18 protein-coding genes are annotated in these 17,898 nt (G+C 57.8%); 2 read left to right on the forward strand and 16 right to left on the reverse strand.

Annotation, left to right across the window (positions count from 1 at the left end; translation table 11 throughout):
- Positions 1-22 precede the first annotated feature (22 nt).
- The 16 genes from glmS to mnmG form a co-directional block, all read right to left on the reverse strand.
- Positions 23-1,855 (reverse strand): glutamine--fructose-6-phosphate transaminase (isomerizing), encoded by a 1,833-nt coding sequence (gene glmS, locus NVB75_RS19935; RefSeq protein WP_008439539.1) that lies wholly within the window; start codon positions 1,853-1,855, stop codon positions 23-25.
- Positions 1,856-1,865: 10 nt separating this feature from the next.
- The gene (locus NVB75_RS19940; RefSeq protein ID WP_258342944.1) at positions 1,866-2,633 is read right to left on the reverse strand and encodes a DeoR/GlpR family DNA-binding transcription regulator; all 768 of its coding nucleotides are present in this window, start codon (positions 2,631-2,633) and stop codon (positions 1,866-1,868) included.
- Positions 2,634-2,860: 227 nt separating this feature from the next.
- Positions 2,861-4,228 (reverse strand): bifunctional UDP-N-acetylglucosamine diphosphorylase/glucosamine-1-phosphate N-acetyltransferase GlmU, encoded by a 1,368-nt coding sequence (gene glmU / locus NVB75_RS19945; RefSeq protein ID WP_258342945.1) that lies wholly within the window; start codon positions 4,226-4,228, stop codon positions 2,861-2,863.
- Positions 4,229-4,343: 115 nt separating this feature from the next.
- Complete coding sequence (locus NVB75_RS19950; protein WP_258342946.1) at positions 4,344-4,769, reverse strand: F0F1 ATP synthase subunit epsilon; 426 nt, start codon at positions 4,767-4,769, stop codon at positions 4,344-4,346.
- A gap of 44 nt (positions 4,770-4,813) precedes the next feature.
- On the reverse strand, positions 4,814-6,193 hold the full coding sequence (gene atpD, locus NVB75_RS19955) for a F0F1 ATP synthase subunit beta (RefSeq protein ID WP_003213545.1): 1,380 nt from the start codon (positions 6,191-6,193) through the stop codon (positions 4,814-4,816).
- Between the two features lie 27 nt (positions 6,194-6,220).
- Positions 6,221-7,081, reverse strand: coding sequence for a F0F1 ATP synthase subunit gamma (atpG, locus tag NVB75_RS19960; protein WP_076013260.1), 861 nt, complete (start codon positions 7,079-7,081; stop codon positions 6,221-6,223).
- Between the two features lie 50 nt (positions 7,082-7,131).
- Positions 7,132-8,676, reverse strand: coding sequence for a F0F1 ATP synthase subunit alpha (gene atpA, locus NVB75_RS19965; protein ID WP_003213549.1), 1,545 nt, complete (start codon positions 8,674-8,676; stop codon positions 7,132-7,134).
- A gap of 21 nt (positions 8,677-8,697) precedes the next feature.
- Positions 8,698-9,234 carry a F0F1 ATP synthase subunit delta gene (locus NVB75_RS19970; protein ID WP_003213551.1) on the reverse strand — a complete coding sequence of 179 codons (537 nt, stop codon included), beginning with the start codon at positions 9,232-9,234 and terminating at the stop codon, positions 8,698-8,700.
- 12 nt (positions 9,235-9,246) lie between these two features.
- The gene (locus NVB75_RS19975) at positions 9,247-9,717 is read right to left on the reverse strand and encodes a F0F1 ATP synthase subunit B (RefSeq protein WP_008439543.1); all 471 of its coding nucleotides are present in this window, start codon (positions 9,715-9,717) and stop codon (positions 9,247-9,249) included.
- A 56-nt stretch (positions 9,718-9,773) separates the two neighbouring features.
- Positions 9,774-10,031 carry a F0F1 ATP synthase subunit C gene (gene atpE, locus NVB75_RS19980; RefSeq protein ID WP_002555987.1) on the reverse strand — a complete coding sequence of 86 codons (258 nt, stop codon included), beginning with the start codon at positions 10,029-10,031 and terminating at the stop codon, positions 9,774-9,776.
- Positions 10,032-10,164: 133 nt separating this feature from the next.
- On the reverse strand, positions 10,165-11,034 hold the full coding sequence (gene atpB, locus NVB75_RS19985; RefSeq protein WP_017477891.1) for a F0F1 ATP synthase subunit A: 870 nt from the start codon (positions 11,032-11,034) through the stop codon (positions 10,165-10,167).
- Between the two features lie 16 nt (positions 11,035-11,050).
- Positions 11,051-11,458 carry a F0F1 ATP synthase subunit I gene (locus NVB75_RS19990; RefSeq protein ID WP_181077562.1) on the reverse strand — a complete coding sequence of 136 codons (408 nt, stop codon included), beginning with the start codon at positions 11,456-11,458 and terminating at the stop codon, positions 11,051-11,053.
- A gap of 148 nt (positions 11,459-11,606) precedes the next feature.
- A complete protein-coding gene (locus NVB75_RS19995) occupies positions 11,607-12,479 on the reverse strand; it encodes a ParB/RepB/Spo0J family partition protein (RefSeq protein WP_003213558.1) in 873 nt (290 codons plus the stop codon).
- 9 nt (positions 12,480-12,488) lie between these two features.
- Entirely contained in the window at positions 12,489-13,286 is a 798-nt protein-coding gene (locus NVB75_RS20000; protein WP_017477894.1) for a ParA family protein, read from the reverse strand.
- A gap of 18 nt (positions 13,287-13,304) precedes the next feature.
- Positions 13,305-13,949, reverse strand: coding sequence for a 16S rRNA (guanine(527)-N(7))-methyltransferase RsmG (gene rsmG / locus NVB75_RS20005; RefSeq protein WP_003213561.1), 645 nt, complete (start codon positions 13,947-13,949; stop codon positions 13,305-13,307).
- Positions 13,946-15,838: a tRNA uridine-5-carboxymethylaminomethyl(34) synthesis enzyme MnmG gene (mnmG, locus tag NVB75_RS20010; protein ID WP_258342950.1), complete on the reverse strand. Its 1,893-nt coding sequence runs from the start codon at positions 15,836-15,838 to the stop codon at positions 13,946-13,948. Before mnmG ends, rsmG begins: the two co-directional genes overlap by 4 nt.
- Positions 15,839-16,424: 586 nt before the next feature.
- On the opposite strand from mnmG, the gene NVB75_RS20015 reads away from it, so the two are divergent.
- Complete coding sequence (locus tag NVB75_RS20015; protein ID WP_258342951.1) at positions 16,425-16,931, forward strand: sigma-70 family RNA polymerase sigma factor; 507 nt, start codon at positions 16,425-16,427, stop codon at positions 16,929-16,931.
- Positions 16,931-17,875 (forward strand): FecR domain-containing protein, encoded by a 945-nt coding sequence (locus NVB75_RS20020; RefSeq protein WP_258342953.1) that lies wholly within the window; start codon positions 16,931-16,933, stop codon positions 17,873-17,875. The genes NVB75_RS20015 and NVB75_RS20020 overlap by 1 nt, the downstream gene beginning before the upstream one ends.
- Positions 17,876-17,898 lie beyond the last annotated feature (23 nt).

Raw genomic sequence — 17,898 nt, forward strand, 5'->3', positions numbered from 1 at the left:
AAAACCATGGTTGGGGTGAGGCTTATTCCACCGTCACCGACTTCGCCAGGTTGCGCGGCTGGTCAACGTCAGTGCCCTTCAGCACGGCGACGTAGTACGACAGCAACTGCAGCGGGATGGTGTAGAGGATCGGCGACAGGGTGTCGTGAATGTGCGGCATGTTGATGACGTGGGTGCCTTCGCCATTGGTCATGCCGGCCTTCTCATCGGCGAACACGATCAATTGGCCGCCACGGGCGCGCACTTCCTGCAGGTTGGATTTGAGCTTCTCCAGCAGTTCGTTGTTCGGTGCGACGGTTACCACTGGCATGTCGTCATCCACCAGGGCGAGCGGGCCGTGCTTGAGCTCACCGGCCGGGTAGGCTTCGGCGTGGATGTAGGAGATTTCCTTGAGCTTGAGCGAACCTTCCATCGCCACCGGGTATTGCGCGCCACGGCCGAGGAACAGGGTGTGGTGCTTGTCGGCGAACAGCTCGGCGACTTTCTCCACAGTGCTGTCCATGGCCAGTGCTTCGCCCAGGCGGGCCGGCAGGCGGCGCAGTTCTTCGACCAGGTGCGCCTCGACGCCTTCGCCCAGCGTGCCGCGAACCTGGCCCAGGGACAGGGTCAGCAGCAACAGACCGACCAACTGGGTAGTAAACGCTTTGGTGGAGGCCACGCCGATTTCGCGACCGGCCTGGGTCAGCAAGGTCAGGTCGGATTCGCGCACCAGGGAGCTGATGCCGACGTTGCAGATCGCCAGGCTGCCAAGGAAACCCAGTTCCTTGGCGTTGCGCAGGGCCGCCAGGGTGTCGGCAGTTTCGCCGGACTGGGAGATGGTCACGAACAGGGTGTCGGGCTGCACCACCACCTTGCGGTAGCGGAATTCGCTGGCAACTTCGACCTGGCACGGGATGCCGGCCAGTTCTTCCAGCCAGTAACGGGCAACCATGCCGGCGTGGTAGCTGGTGCCGCAAGCGACGATCTGTACGTTGCGCACTTTGGCGAACAGCTCGGCGGCTTGCGGGCCGAAGGCTTGTACGAGCACTTGGTTCTGGCTCAGGCGACCTTCCAGGGTGCGTTGCACCACGGCCGGTTGCTCGTGGATTTCCTTGAGCATGAAGTGGCGGAACTCGCCCTTGTCGGCGGCTTCAGCACCGTCGCGGTACTGCACGGCTTCACGTTCCACGGACTGGCCGTTGACGTCCCAGATGGACACGCTTTCACGGCGGATCTCGGCGATGTCGCCTTCTTCCAGGTACATGAAGCGGTCGGTCACCTGGCGCAGGGCCAGTTGGTCGGAGGCGAGGAAGTTCTCGCCCAGGCCCAGGCCGATCACCAACGGGCTGCCACTGCGGGCGGCGACCAGGCGGTCGGGCTGGCTGGCGCTGATCACGGCCAGGCCATAGGCGCCGTGCAGTTCCTTGACGGTGGCCTTGAGGGCGTTGGTCAGGTCGCCGATATCCTTGAGCTTATGGTTCAGCAGGTGGGCGATGACCTCGGTGTCGGTGTCCGAGGTGAAGACATAACCCTGGCCTTTCAGCTGCTCACGCAGCACTTCGTGGTTTTCGATAATGCCGTTGTGCACAACCGCCAGATCACCGGAGAAGTGCGGGTGAGCGTTGCGTTCGCAGGGCGCACCGTGGGTGGCCCAGCGGGTGTGGGCGATGCCCAGGCGGCCTACCAGCGGCTCACCGGCCAGTGCCTGTTCCAGTTCGCTGACCTTGCCCGGGCGACGCATGCGCTCAAGCTTGCCGGCGTTGGTGAAAAGCGCCACACCGGCGCTGTCGTAGCCACGGTATTCCAGGCGTTTGAGGCCTTCGAGCAAAATGGCGGTGACGTTTCGTTCAGCGACTGCGCCAACAATTCCACACATGGTTTCTCTCCTAGATGACTGCCGCGCAAATCAGCGTGATGCCGCGGGCTTGAATCTGGTCGCGGGCCTCAAGCGGCAGGCGATCATCGGTAATAAGGGTATGGACGCTGCCCCAGGGCAGTTCCAGGTTGGGGATTTTGCGGCCGATCTTGTCGGACTCGACCATCACCACCACTTCGCGGGCGACCTCGGCCATGACGCGGCTCAGGCCCAACAATTCGTTGAAGGTGGTGGTGCCGCGCTCCAGGTCGATGCCATCGGCACCAATGAAGAGCTGGTCGAAATCGTAGGAACGCAGTACTTGTTCGGCGACCTGGCCCTGGAACGAGTCCGAATGCGGGTCCCAGGTGCCGCCGGTCATCAATAACACCGGCTCGTGTTCCAGTTCGCTCAAGGCGCTGGCCACATGCAGGGAGTTGGTCATCACCACCAGGCCGGGCTGATGGCCCAGTTCGGGGATCATGGCGGCGGTGGTGCTGCCGCTGTCGATGATGATGCGTGCGTGTTCCCGCAAGCGTCTGACGGCCGCACGGGCGATGGCGCGCTTGTAGGCCGAGATGGGCTGGGCCGGGTCACCGACCAGTTCCTGGGGCATGGTGATGGCGCCGCCGTAGCGACGCAGCAACAGGCCGTTACTTTCAAGGGCAGCCAGATCCTTGCGGATGGTCACTTCCGAAGTTTCGAAACGTTTGGCCAATTCGTCCACGCTGACTTCGCCTTGCTCGGTGAGCATGGCAAGGATGTTGTGGCGACGTTGGGGTGTATTTCGTTTCGACATGGTGGTAATAAGTTTCGTTTCGAAAGATAACGAAGGCAATCAAAACCTATTCACTCAAAATGGTCAAGCATGCGACTGAGTTTTTTGAATAAACACAGATAAAAATGTAGGAGCGGGCTGGCTCGCGAAAGCGGTGTGTCAGTCAGCGCATGTGCAACCGAAAGACCGCCTTCGCGAGCAAGCCCGCTCCCACATGAGTACCACAGTGTTTCAGGGTTGTGGATAACTCAGGTCTTCTTGATTTTGACCGGGCGCTTCCAGCCGTCGATGTTGCGCTGGCGGGCGCGGGCTACACCGAGCTGCAACTTATCCACAGTCAGATTGATTGTCGAGCCGGCGGCAGTGGTGGCGCCGTCGTTAATCTTCACAGGTGCTACAAGGGAGTTGTTGGAGCCGATAAACACGTCTTCACCGATGGTGGTCTGGTGTTTGTTGGCGCCGTCGTAGTTGCAGGTGATGGTACCGGCGCCGATGTTGGTGCGAGCACCGATCACAGCGTCACCCAGGTAGGTCAGGTGACCCACTTTCGCCTCATCGGCCAGCCGTGCGTTTTTCAGCTCAACGAAATTACCCACATGAGCTTTAGTGCCCAGCACGCTACCCGGACGCAAACGCGCGAACGGACCAGCATCACTGCCCTCGCCCATCTCCGCACCATCAATATGACTGTTGGCCTTGATCACCACGCCTTTGCGCAGGGTGCTGTCCTTGATCACACAATTCGGGCCAATCACCACGTCGTCTTCAATGACCACGCGGCCTTCGAGGATCACGTTGATATCGATCAGCACGTCGCGGCCTACGGTGACATCACCTCGCACATCGAAACGTGCCGGATCGCGCAGCGTCACGCCCAGCGCCATCAGGCGACGCCCTTCACGCAGTTGATAGTGACGCTCCAGCTCCGCCAGTTGCTTGCGGTCGTTGGCGCCCTGCACTTCCATTGGGTCGTGGGGCTGTTCGGTGGCGACCACCAGGCCATCACTGACGGCCATCTCGATGACGTCGGTCAGGTAGTACTCGCCTTGGGCGTTGTTGTTGGACAGACGGCTCATCCAGTCAGCCAGGCGATCGGCCGGAACCGCAAGGATGCCGGTGTTGCCTTCGGTGATGGCGCGCTGGGCTTCACTGGCGTCTTTATGTTCGACGATGGCAGCGACCTTGCCGTCAGCGTTGCGTACGATGCGGCCGTAGCCGGTCGGGTCGTCCAGCTCGACGGTGAGCAGGCCCATCTGGCCTGGCACGACGTGTTTGAGCAGGCGCTGCAAGGTTTCCACTTCGATCAACGGCACGTCACCGTAGAGGATCAGCACGGTGTCGGCCTTGATGAACGGAACGGCTTGCGCAGTGGCATGGCCGGTGCCCAATTGCTTGTCCTGCAATACGAAATTCAGGTCATCCGCCGCCAACCGCTCGCGCACCACATCAGCACCGTGGCCGATCACAACATGAATGCGCTGCGGATCCAGCTGCCGGGCGCTGTGGATAACATGGCCAAGCATGGAATTGCCGGCAACCGGGTGCAGCACCTTGGGCAGGGCCGAACGCATGCGGGTGCCCTGGCCTGCGGCAAGAATTACGATTTCGAGAGACATGAATGGCTACCAATCCTGGGCGGTCAGACTTCAGACCAAAGAAGTGTTTTGCAAAAAAAGAAAAAGGGTAGCCGAGGCTACCCTTTTTAATCAATCACGCATGAGGTTTGACGGCTTAGCCGCCAAACTTCTTGCGGATCTGCTGGACGGTGCGCAGCTGAGCTGCGGCCTCGGCCAGACGTGCAGCAGCAGAACCGTAGTCGAAATCTGCGCCTTTTTCGTTCAGGGCCTTCTCGGCAGCCTTGACGGCTTCCTGAGCGGAGGCTTCATCCAGGTCAGCAGCACGTTGCACGGTGTCGGCAAGTACCTTGACCATGTTCGGCTGAACCTCGAGGAAACCGCCAGAGATGTAAAACACCTCCTTTTCCCCGCCTAGCTTGGTCAGAGTGATCGGACCTGGCTTCAAGCTGGTGATCAACGGTGCGTGACCCATGGCAATACCAAGGTCACCCAGCTCGCCGTGCGCAATCACCATCTCAACCTGGCCGGAGAAGATTTCCCCTTCCGCGCTGACGATATCGCAATGGAATGTCATAGCCATCTGCTTGCCTCAACCTGATTAGCGCCCGTTGCCGGGCGCCGGAATTACAGTTTCTTGGCTTTCTCGATCGCTTCTTCGATGCCGCCGACCATGTAGAACGCTTGTTCTGGCAGGTGGTCGTAGTCACCGTTGAGGATGCCTTTGAAGCCAGCAATGGTGTCTTTCAGGGAAACGTATTTACCCGAGGCACCGGTGAAGACTTCAGCCACGAAGAACGGCTGCGACAAGAAGCGCTGGATCTTACGAGCGCGGGATACCAACTGCTTGTCGGTTTCCGACAGCTCGTCCATACCCAGGATCGCAATGATGTCCTTCAGTTCTTTGTAACGCTGCAGAACGTACTGGACGCCGCGAGCGGTGTCGTAGTGTTCCTGGCCGATGACGTTCGGGTCCAGCTGGCGCGAAGTCGAATCCAGTGGATCGACCGCCGGGTAGATACCCAGGGAGGCGATGTCACGGGACAGTACGACGGTGGCGTCCAAGTGGGCGAACGTGGTCGCTGGCGACGGGTCAGTCAAGTCATCCGCAGGTACGTATACCGCTTGGATCGAGGTGATCGAACCGTTTTTGGTCGAAGTGATACGCTCTTGCAGAGTACCCATCTCTTCGGCCAGGGTCGGCTGGTAACCTACTGCGGAAGGCATACGGCCCAGCAGTGCGGATACTTCAGTACCGGCCAGGGTGTAACGATAGATGTTGTCGACGAACAGCAGAACGTCGTTACCTTCGTCACGGAACTTCTCGGCCATGGTCAGGCCGGTCAGTGCTACGCGCAGACGGTTACCCGGCGGCTCGTTCATCTGACCGTAAACCAGTGCCACTTTGTCCAGAACGTTGGAATCCTTCATCTCGTGGTAGAAGTCGTTACCCTCACGAGTACGCTCACCCACACCGGCGAACACGGAATAACCGCTGTGCTCGATGGCGATGTTACGGATCAGTTCCATCATGTTTACGGTTTTACCTACACCGGCACCACCGAACAGACCGACTTTACCGCCCTTGGCGAACGGGCAAACCAGGTCGATAACCTTGATGCCGGTTTCCAGCAGGTCGTTGCCGCCCGCTTGTTCCGCGAAGGAAGGCGCAGGACGGTGAATGCCCCAGCGCTCTTCGGTGTCGATTGGACCGGCTTCGTCGATCGGGTTACCGAGGACGTCCATGATCCGGCCCAGGGTCGCTTTACCGACCGGTACGGAGATGGCTGCGCCAGAGTCAGTGACTTCCAGACCGCGCTTCAAGCCTTCGGTGGAACCCATTGCAATGGTACGAACCACGCCGTCGCCCAGCTGCTGCTGAACTTCCAGGGTGGTGCCTGCATCGCTTTTGACTTTCAAAGCGTTGTAGATGCTCGGTACGCTGTCGCGTGGGAATTCCACGTCGATAACGGCGCCGATGATTTGAACGATACGTCCGCTACTCATAGCTGGATCCTCTGAATATTTGAACCGTTAAACCGCGGCAGCGCCGCCGACGATTTCCGAGATCTCTTGGGTGATCGCAGCCTGACGCGCCTTGTTGTAGATCAGCTGCAAATCGCTGATCAAATCACCGGCGTTGTCGGTAGCGTTCTTCATCGCGATCATCCGCGCAGCTTGTTCAGCCGCGTTGTTCTCGACCACCGCCTGGTACACCTGCGACTCCACGTAGCGCACCATCAAGCCGTCAAGCAGCTCTTTGGCGTCTGGTTCGTAGAGGTAGTCCCAGTGGTGCTTGAGTTCTTGTTCCGGGGTCGCCACCAATGGAATCAACTGCTCCACGGTAGGCTGCTGCGTCATGGTGTTGATGAACTTGTTGGACACCACGGAGAGGCGGTCAATCCGGCCTTCCAGGTATGCATCCAGCATCACTTTGACGCTGCCGATCAAATCATTGATCGACGGTTCTTCACCCAGGTGGCTGATAGCTGCAACGACGTTACCGCCGAAGTTGCGGAAAAAGGCCGCACCCTTGCTACCGACCACACACAGATCGATCTCGACGCCGTTTTCGCGGTTTACCGCCATGTCCTTGACCAGGGCCTTGAACAGGTTGGTATTCAAACCACCGCACAAACCACGGTCACTGCTCACCACGACATAACCGACGCGCTTAACTTCACGGTCGAGCATGAACGGGTGGCGATATTCCGGGTTGGCGTTGGCCAGATGACCAATAACCTGGCGGATACGCTCCGCGTAGGGACGGCTAGCAGCCATGCGCATTTGTGCCTTGCGCATTTTGCTGACCGCCACTTTTTCCATGGCGCTGGTGATCTTTTGCGTGCTTTTGATGCTCGCAATCTTACTGCGAATCTCTTTTGCGCCTGCCATGTAACACCTATCAGGTTAGCAAGCGGGAGCCTCGCGGCCCCCGCTGCGGCTTACCAGGTTTGGGTGGCCTTGAACTTCTCGATACCGGCTTTGATGCCAGCGTCGATGTCGTCATTGAAGTCACCCTTCACGTTGATCTTCGCCATCAATTCGGCGTGATCGCGGTTGAAGTAAGCAATCAGCGCTTGTTCGAAGCTGCCGACCTTGGTGATTTCAACGTCGGTCAGGAACCCACGCTCAGCGGCATACAGCGACAGCGCCATGTCAGCGATCGACATTGGTGCGTATTGCTTCTGCTTCATCAGCTCGGTAACGCGCTGACCATGCTCAAGTTGCTTACGGGTCGCTTCGTCCAGGTCAGAAGCGAACTGGGCGAATGCCGCCAGTTCACGGTACTGAGCCAGAGCGGTACGGATACCACCGGAGAGCTTCTTGATGATCTTGGTCTGAGCGGCACCACCCACACGGGATACCGAAACACCGGCGTTCACTGCAGGACGGATCCCGGAGTTGAACATGGCCGATTCCAGGAAGATCTGACCGTCGGTGATGGAAATCACGTTGGTCGGAACGAACGCGGAAACGTCGCCAGCCTGGGTTTCGATGATCGGCAGTGCGGTCAGGGAACCGGTTTTGCCGGTCACTGCGCCGTTGGTGAACTTCTCTACGTATTCTTCCGAAACGCGGGATGCGCGCTCCAGCAGACGGGAGTGGAGATAGAACACGTCGCCTGGGTAAGCTTCACGGCCTGGTGGACGGCGCAGCAGCAGGGAAATCTGGCGGTAAGCCACTGCTTGCTTGGACAGATCGTCATAAACGATCAGCGCGTCTTCACCGCGGTCGCGGAAGTATTCGCCCATGGTGCAACCGGAGTACGGTGCCAGGAACTGAAGTGCAGCGGATTCGGAAGCACTGGCGGCCACGACGATGGTGTTAGCCAGGGCGCCGTTTTCTTCCAGCTTGCGAACCACGTTGGCGATGGTCGATTGTTTCTGACCGATGGCTACGTAGACGCAGAAAATCCCGCTGTCTTTCTGGTTGATGATCGCGTCGATCGCCAGAGCGGTTTTACCGATCTGACGGTCACCGATGATCAGCTCACGCTGGCCACGGCCGACAGGAATCATGGCATCGACAGCCTTGTAGCCAGTCTGTACAGGCTGGTCTACCGACTTACGCCAGATCACGCCTGGAGCAACTTTCTCGACCGCATCGGTCTCGGTGTTGTTCAGCGGACCTTTGCCGTCAACTGGGTTACCCAGTGCGTCGACAACGCGACCCAGCAGTTCCTTACCAACCGGAACTTCCAGGATGCGGCCTGTGCACTTGGCGCTCATGCCTTCAGCCAGAGTCTGGTAGGAGCCCAATACAACGGCACCTACAGAGTCTTGCTCCAGGTTGAGAGCCATACCGTAGACGCCGCCCGGAAACTCGATCATCTCGCCGTACATGACGTCGGCCAGACCGTGAATCCGCACGATGCCGTCAGATACGCTGACGACAGTGCCTTCGTTACGGGCTTGGGAGGTCACATCGAGCTTGTCGATGCGGCCCTTGATAATTTCACTTATTTCGGAAGGATTGAGTTGCTGCATTGCTCTGCTGCCCCTTCAAACTCAAGATTTCAATGCTTCGGCAAGATTCGCGAGTTTGCCGCGAATCGAGCCATCGATAACCAGGTCGCCGGCGCGAATGATGACACCACCAATCAGGGTGGCATCCTCCGCAACTTGCAGGCGCACTTCCCGGTCGAGTCGTGCACTGAGAACCTTGGCGAGTTTGTCTTGCTGTTCTTGGTTCAATGCAAAAGCACTGGTCACTTCAACGTCTACCGATTTCTCTTGTTCGGCCTTGTACAGGTCAAACAGAGCGGCGATCTCCGGCAGAAGCGGGAGACGGTCGTTTTCGGCAACGACGTGGATGAAGTTCTGCACTTTTACATCAAACTTGTCGCCGCACACGTCAATAAACGTGGCGGCCTTGTCTGCGCTCGTCAGTCGCGGGGCCTTGAGCACGCGCTGCATGGTGTCGTCTTGCGACACTGCTGCAGCCAGGCCGAGCATGGCTGACCAAGAGGCCAGCTGCTGGTGGGCCTGGGCGTGCTCGAAGGCTGCCTTAGCGTAAGGTCGGGCCAACGTGGTCAATTCTGCCATGATCGCCCTCGCTTAAATTTCAGCAGCCAGTTTGTTTACCAGCTCCGCGTGCGCGTTTTGATCGATTGTGGCACCCAGGATCTTCTCAGCACCGCCGACGGCCAGAGCACCCAGTTGGGCACGCAGCGCATCTTTGACACCGTTCAGTTCCTGCTCGATCTCGGCTTGAGCCTGAACCTTCACACGGTCAGCGTCGATACGGGCTTTTTCAACAGCCTCTTCAACGATCTGGTTACCGCGTTTCTTGGCTTGCTCAATGATTTCAGCTGCCTGAGCTTTCGCTTCGCGCAGTTGTTGACCCGCTTTATCTTGGGCCAACTCCAGGTCGCGAGCTGCTCGTGCGGCAGCGTCCAGTCCGTCTGCGATCTTCTTCTGACGTTCGTGCAAAGCCGCGATGACCGGAGGCCATACGAACTTCATGCAGAAAACTACAAAAATCAAGAACGCTAAGGACTGACCAATAATGGTTGCATTAATGTTCACGCCAATACCTCGCTCGTTCGTTGCACAACACACCAATCACTCGAAAAAACGAGTGATTAACCGGCGAGTTGACCAACGAAGGGGTTCGCGAAGGTGAAGAACAGAGCGATACCAACACCGATCATGGTCACGGCGTCGAGCAGGCCGGCGACGATGAACATTTTAACTTGCAGCATTGGAACCATTTCTGGCTGACGCGCTGCGCCTTCCAGGAACTTGCCGCCCAGCAGGCCGAAACCAATGGCAGTACCCAGGGCGCCCAGGCCGATCAACAGTGCAACAGCGATAGCGGTTAGACCAACTACAGTTTCCATCTTTCCTCCCGACTTTTACGTCGTATGGTTTAGGTTTTTTAGATTTTAAAGCGGTAAAACAAATCGTTTCATAGCCCTTCAGGGCTACCCTCCCGTTTGACCGGGAGGGACATCAGACTAGTCGAGACTGGTCTTAATGGTTCTCTTCGTGCGCCATCGACAGGTAGACGATGGTCAGCATCATGAAGATAAACGCCTGCAGGGTGATGATCAGGATGTGGAACACAGCCCACGCCCACTGCAGAACAATGCCCAGGCCGCTAAGCCAGAGCAGACCACTGCCGAACATCACAGCGATCAGAATGAACACCAGCTCGCCGGCATACATGTTGCCGAACAGTCGCAGAGCCAGGGAAATCGGCTTGGCGATCAGGGTCACGAATTCCAGCAGGAAGTTCACCGGGATCAGCAGGGCTTGAACGAAGATGTTCTTGCTGCCGAACGGGTGCAGGGTCAGTTCGCCGATGAAGCCGCCGATGCCCTTGATCTTGATGCTGTAGAAAATGATCAACACGAACACCGACAGGGCCATGCCCAGGGTAGCGTTCGGGTCAGTGGTCGATACGGCACGGAATGGAATGTGCGGATCGCCGGAGATCGCCATGGCCAACTGAGGAATCCAGTCGACCGGAATCAGGTCGACGGCGTTCATCAGGAACACCCAGACGAAGATGGTCAGTGCCAACGGTGCGATCACCGCGCTACGACCATGGAAGCTGTCTTTCACGCTGCCATCGACGAATTCGACCAATACTTCAACGAAGTTCTGCAAAGCACCTGGCTGACCGGAAGTCGCCTTCTTTGCCGCCATGCGGAAAATCAGGACGAAGATCAGACCCAATGCGACAGACCAGCCCAGAGTATCCAGGTGGAATGCCCAGAAGCCCATTTCTTTGGCTTCTGCTGCGGTGTGGGCAAAGCCCCAGCCGCCGTTGGGAAGCTGACCGAAGGTCAGGTTCTGCAAGTGGTGCTGGATATAGCCCGAAGCGGTTGTTTCTGCCATGGTTGCCTCAAACGCCCTAAGGTTTCGAAAGTCTTGTTTTCATTAGCAGGGGAGCGAACCAGCTGACCAGTTGGGTCAACACGAAGACGCCGAATACAGCCAGCGGCGCCAATGGCTTCACACCTGCAAAGGTCAGTGCAAACAGCACTGCCGTCAAAATCAGTTTCCCCGCTTCGCCGGCATAAAAAGACCGGACGATGGCTTGGGCTGCTCGGGCGCCGGAAAACCGAAAGGCCCTGTGAGCAAAATACATATTGGGCAGCAAGGCTATCAGGCCTCCGCAGAGTCCCGAGTATCCCGCTACGACTCCATGCCAATACCAAAGCGCCAAAGCGGCGATCAGCAAGATGACAAATTGAGCCACTAAAACCGGGAAAACGGCCAAGCGATGGAACGGCAACGTGTTTGGCGTGCGGGTTTCCATCACTCTTGCTCCTCAATAGTCGGCTGCCGGAAATCAATAACTTGGCATAATTTGTGCCGACAAAATGCGCGCAGAGTATAGGGGCGGTTCTGCCCCTATTCAACTGCCGGGTAGTGATTTCCGACTGCGCGCTACATAAGCAATTGTTTCAACGGATGTGGGCAAGGACGCCCTGAAGCTCATCCAATGAGTTATATCCGATGACCAATTGCCCTTTACCTTTCTTGCCGTGGCGAATTTGCACCGCAGAGCCTAGGCGCTCGGCCAGGCGCTGCTCCAGGCGTGCAATATCCGGATCAGGTTTGGCGGTTTCGACCGGTGCAGGTTTGCCACTGAGCCACTGGCGAACCAGGGCTTCGGTCTGACGAACGGTGAGGCCTCGTGCGACAACGTGTCGCGCCCCTTCAACCTGTTGATTTTCCGGCAAACCGAGCAAGGCACGGGCATGACCCATTTCCAGGTCGCCGTGGGAAAGCATGGTTTTGATGACTTCCGGCAGCGCAATCAGCCGCAACAGGTTGGACACGGTCACGCGGGATTTGCCCACCGCATCCGCGACTTCCTGCTGCGTCAGTTTGAATTCCTGCTGCAAACGCTGCAGGGCGATCGCTTCCTCGATCGGATTGAGGTCTTCACGCTGGATGTTCTCGATCAACGCCATGGCGATGGCGGTTTCATCCGGCACATCACGCACCATCGCCGGGATGGTTTCCTTGCCGGCCTGTTGGCTGGCGCGCCAGCGGCGTTCGCCGGCGATGATTTCAAAGCGGCCAGCACCAATCGGGCGCACCACGATCGGCTGCATCACGCCCTGGGCCTTGATCGAATTCGCCAATTCTTCCAGCGCCTGGGGGTCCATGTCCCGGCGCGGCTGGTATTTGCCGCGCTGGATCAGGTCCAGCGGCAGGTGCTGCAGCTCACGCTCGTCGGCCTGCACCGCTTGCTCTTCAAGGGTCGTGACAGTCGGACCACTCAGCAGTGCATCCAGTCCACGTCCGAGACCTCGTTTCTTGACGGCCATGGGGATTCCTTAAGTTGGCTGGGCTGCAGCGGTGCGTGAATTGCGGCGTTGACGACGAACCATCTCGCCGGCCAGCGCCAGGTAGGCAATGGCACCACGGGATGATTTGTCGTACGCCAGCGCGGGCATGCCATAGCTTGGCGCTTCGGCCAGGCGGATGTTGCGTGGAATCACGGTGTCGTAGAGCTGGTCGCCGAAGTGTTCCTTGAGCTGCGCCGACACATCGTTCATCAGGCTCAGGCGCGGGTCATACATGGTCCGCAGCAAGCCTTCGATTTGCAGGTTCGGGTTGAGCAACTCGGCAATACGCTTGATGTTATCCACAAGGTCGCTCAAGCCTTCGAGCGCGAAGTACTCGCACTGCATAGGGATAATTACCCCGTCGGCGGCAACCAGCGCGTTCAACGTCAGCATCGACAGCGACGGTGGGCAGTCGATCAAAATGTAGTCGTAATTCTCGCGGATCGGCGCCAAGGCGCTGCGCAGACGGCTTTCTTTCATCTGCATTTCCAGCAACACCACTTCCGCCGCAGTCAAATCGCGGTTGGCCGGCAGCAGTTGATAACCGCCGTGCTCGGAATAGTGCATGGCCTGGGCCAGGTCGCACTCGCCAATCAGCAAGTCGTAGACCGAGTTTTCCAGGCCGTGTTTATCCACACCGCTACCCATGGTGGCGTTGCCCTGTGGATCGAGATCGATCAGCAGCACCCGACGCTTGGTAGCGACCAGGGATGCTGCGAGGTTGATGCAGGTGGTGGTTTTGCCCACGCCACCTTTCTGGTTCGCTATCGCGAATACCTTAGCCATTCTTGCTTGTGTTCCCAATCATGCCGTGCGGCGCAGTATCAGCAGATGGCGTTGGCCTTGGCAACCGGGTACGGCCAAGGCGTGTTCGCTATCGAGGTGGAAGTCTGCCGGCAATGCTAACAGCTCGTCGCTTGGATGAACGCCCTTCATTGCCAGCCAACGGGTATCGCGGTCGCCGAGGTGGCGGGTCCAGTTGCTGAAGTTCTCCATGCTGCTGAACGCCCGGGAAACAATTCCGTTGAAAGGCTGTTCAGGCGTAAAGGCTTCGACGCGACTGTGGATAACTTGCAGGTTATCCAGCTTGAGTTCGAGTTTCACCTGGGTCAGGAAGCGGGTTTTCTTGCCATTGCTGTCGAGGCAGGTCACTTGTGACTCGGGAAACAAAATCGCCAACGGGATGCCGGGCATGCCGCCGCCGCTGCCAACGTCAAGCCAGCGGCCGTTTTCGATAAACGGCATCACACTCAGACTGTCGAGCAGGTGGCGAGAGACCATTTCGTCTGGATCACGCACCGCCGTGAGGTTGTAAGCCTTGTTCCATTTGATCAACAGGGCCAGATAACCCAGCAGCAACTCGTGCTGGGCTTCGGTCAGGTTGACGCCAAGCTGGCGAGCACCTGTGGATAACTCTTCGGCGTGTTGCGAGGTGACCAACGAACTCAAGCGCTTTGCTCCAACTGACGGCCCGCGCCGCGTTTTTTCAAATGAATCATCAACAGCGAAATGGCTGCCGGCGTGACGCCCGGGATACGGGACGCCTGGCCCAGGGTCTCTGGTCGAGTTATCCCCAGCTTGCCTTGAATCTCTTTCGACAGCCCGGAAATGTTTGTGTAATCGATATCCACAGGCAACTTGGTGTCTTCACTGGCCCGCAGGCGAGCGATTTCATCCTGCTGGCGGTCAATATACCCGGCGTATTTGGTCTTGATTTCGACCTGTTCGGCGACCTGTGGATCTTCTGCGCCACCGCCGGTGACCGAGATCAGACCAGCGTAGTCGATTTCCGGACGGGACAGCAGGTTCAGCAAGTTGTATTCGTGAGTCAGCGGCGTGCCGAATTTTTCGGCAATCGCGTCGCCTTGCTCGGTGCCCGGGCGAACCCAGGTACTTTTCAGGCGTTGCTCTTCCAACTCGATGCTTTCGCGTTTTTTGCAGAAGGCAGCCCAACGCACATCGTCGACCAGGCCCAGCTCGCGACCTTTTTCGGTCAAGCGCAGGTCGGCGTTGTCTTCCCGCAGGATCAGGCGGTATTCGGCCCGGGACGTAAACATCCGGTACGGTTCCTGGGTACCGAGGGTAATCAGGTCGTCGACCAACACCCCGATGTACGCCTCATCGCGACGCGGGCACCAGCTGTCTTTGCCCTGGGCACGCAGTGCCGCGTTGGCTCCAGCCAGCAAACCCTGGGCGCCGGCTTCTTCGTAACCGGTGGTGCCGTTGATTTGCCCAGCGAAGAACAAGCCGCCAATAACCTTGGTTTCCAGGCTGTATTTCAAGTCACGCGGATCGAAGTAGTCGTACTCAATGGCGTAACCAGGCCGCACGATGTGAGCGTTTTCCATACCGCGAATCGATTGCACGATCTGGATTTGCACGTCGAATGGCAAGGAAGTTGAAATACCGTTCGGGTACAGCTCGTGGGTAGTCAGACCTTCCGGTTCGATAAAAACCTGGTGGCTTTCCTTGTCGGCAAAGCGGTGGATCTTGTCTTCGATCGACGGGCAGTAGCGCGGGCCAATACCTTCGATCACCCCGGAATACATCGGCGAACGGTCGAGGTTCGCAGCAATGATTTCGTGGGTGCGAGCATTGGTATGGGTAATCCAGCAACTGACCTGTTTCGGATGCTGTTCCTTGGAGCCCATGAACGACATCACCGGGATCGGTGTATCGCCCGCTTGCTCGGTCATCATCGAGAAATCCACAGACCGGCCATCGATACGCGGCGGAGTGCCGGTTTTCAAGCGACCAACACGCAGCGGCAGTTCACGAAGGCGCTGAGCCAAGGCGATCGACGGCGGATCACCGGCGCGGCCACCGGAATAGTTCTGCATACCGATGTGGATAAGTCCGCCGAGGAAGGTACCGGTGGTCAACACCACGGATTCTGCGAAGAAACGCAGGCCCATTTGCGTGACAACACCGCGTACCTGGTCTTGTTCGACGATCAGGTCATCGGCTGCCTGTTGAAATATCCACAGGTTCGGCTGGTTTTCCAGGGTTTCGCGGACAGCGGCCTTGTACAGGATCCGGTCGGCTTGAGCACGCGTGGCTCGCACGGCCGGGCCTTTGCGGCTGTTCAATACGCGAAATTGAATACCACCTTTGTCGGTAGCCATGGCCATCGCGCCGCCCAGGGCATCGATTTCCTTGACCAGATGGCTTTTGCCAATTCCGCCGATTGCGGGGTTGCAGCTCATGGCGCCGAGGGTTTCCACGTTATGCGTCAGCAACAGGGTTTTTGCCCCCATGCGTGCTGACGCCAGTGCTGCCTCGGTACCGGCATGACCGCCGCCGATGACGATCACTTCAAAACGGGAAGGGAAATCCACCACGCACCTCGTGCCTGCTTCTGTAGGTAATTAGGAATGAGCGTTCGAGATCAGGTTTTCGAACGAGTCGGCAAGTATAGGGACTTCGCCCTTCCTAAAGAACCCTTTGCACAAAATTTAACCAGCTGTGGATGAATCACGAACAATAGAAATTAAAAGAGAGAAATTTATTAAATCTTTGTTTTTATGTTTATTTCTACTGAGGCATGTTTCTGTGGATAGATCTCTACAGGCCTTTATTTACTTTATGTACAGAGATTCAAAAGTCTGTGGTTAGGTGCCAAGGAGGCCCTTGGATAAGTGCTTTAAGCCTGTGGATTAAACAGGTGGTTATCCACAGAGGGGTTTTTGCTCAGGTTTTAAGCCTTGTTATCAACCGGGCACAGGGGCGGTTATTCACAGGGCTTAATCCACAGAAAATTCGGATTTCGTTAAGTTTCAGGCACACGGCGGCCTCCAAGAATCTTCGGATAGGCAGGAAACGCTTCGTTTGCATTTGTGAAACGGGTTGATGGCAGGCCTATTGTGAGAAAGCGTCACGGCAGTTAATAATAGTTATTATCATTAACCTACCTCGTCACCTCTCATGGCCCTTCCCCCACATACCCTTGCAGTCCAGCACATCTATGAGCAGCACCATTCGTGGTTGCACAGCTGGCTCAAGGGAAAGTTGCATAACGCCTGCGATGCAGCCGATGTGGCACACGATACGTTCGTGCGGATCCTGGGTGGCCGCAATGCGGCGCAGATCCTCGAGCCCAGGGACTATCTGGCCACGGTTGCCAGGGGACTGGTGATTGATCGCTATCGGCGCCGTGCCATTGAACAAGCCTATCTGCAAACCCTGGCAGACCGGCCAGAAGCGACCGCAATCAGTGAAGAAGACAAGGCCATCATTATTGAAACCCTCGTGGCTGTGGATAAAGCCTTGTATGGGCTGGGCGAGCGTGCTCGGCGAATTTTCATGCTGTCCCAGGTCGAAGGCCTGACTTATCAACAGATCGCCGATCAGCTGCGGGTCTCGCTGACCACCGTCAAGAAACATATGGTCCGCGCCCTGACAGAATGCGCCCTGATCATGGCGGGCGCGTAATGGCCGCCCCGGATCGCAAGACGTTCGAAGCCGCCGCCAGTTGGTACGTGCAATTTCAATCGCAACCCCCTACACCTGCGGAACACAGTGCCTGGCAGCAATGGCTCAACGGCGATCCTTCCCATCAGGCGGCCTGGAACCAGATGGAGCAGTTGCAACGTGGCCTCGGTGCGCTACCCAAGGACTTCACCCGTCGTGCGCTCTCGGCCAGTCAACAACGGCGGCAAGTGCTCAAGCTGATGCTGATGCTCGGTGCCGCCGGGTACTTGGGGTGGAACGTTCAACAACACACGTCCCTGGGCAACCTCTGGGCTGACTATCGAACAAAGGTCGGCGAACGACGGCGAATCGGGTTGGCCGACGGCACTCAAATTGACCTCAATACGAACACGGCTATCGACGTACTTTTCGATGGGCAGCAGCGACTGGTCCGTTTGCGTGAGGGGGAAGTACTTATCCACACCGGCAGGTCAGGCCGGCAAACACCGTTTTATGTCGAAACCCGTGAGGGCCGTGTTCAAGCCTTGGGGACGCGGTTCACTGTTCGCCAACTGCAAGGATCGACGCGGGTTGGTGTGCTGGAAGACCGGGTCAGCGTGCAACCCGTCGACCAGCCAGGCCATAGCCGAGTGCTCGGACCTGGTGAGAGTGTCGACTTCGGTGCGCAAGACGTAGGCCCCAGCCATATTTATCGCGGGAACCAAGCTGCATGGGTCGACGGTCAATTGATCGTTCTGGACGCGCGACTGGGGGATGTCATCGATGAACTCGCGCGCTATCGGCCGGGCGTCATGCAGTGCGACGCCGCATCAGCCCGGCTGCGGGTGTCCGGCACCTTCCGCCTGGATTCCACCGACGCCGTACTGGCCAACCTGCAGGTCACGTTGCCGATCCAGGTGAAGTATTTCACCCGCTACTGGGTCGCCGTTACGCTTACAGGTTAATACCGAAAAAATACTCTCAGCAG

Source organism: Pseudomonas sp. CBS (assembly GCF_024734645.1).
GTDB lineage: Bacteria > Pseudomonadota > Gammaproteobacteria > Pseudomonadales > Pseudomonadaceae > Aquipseudomonas.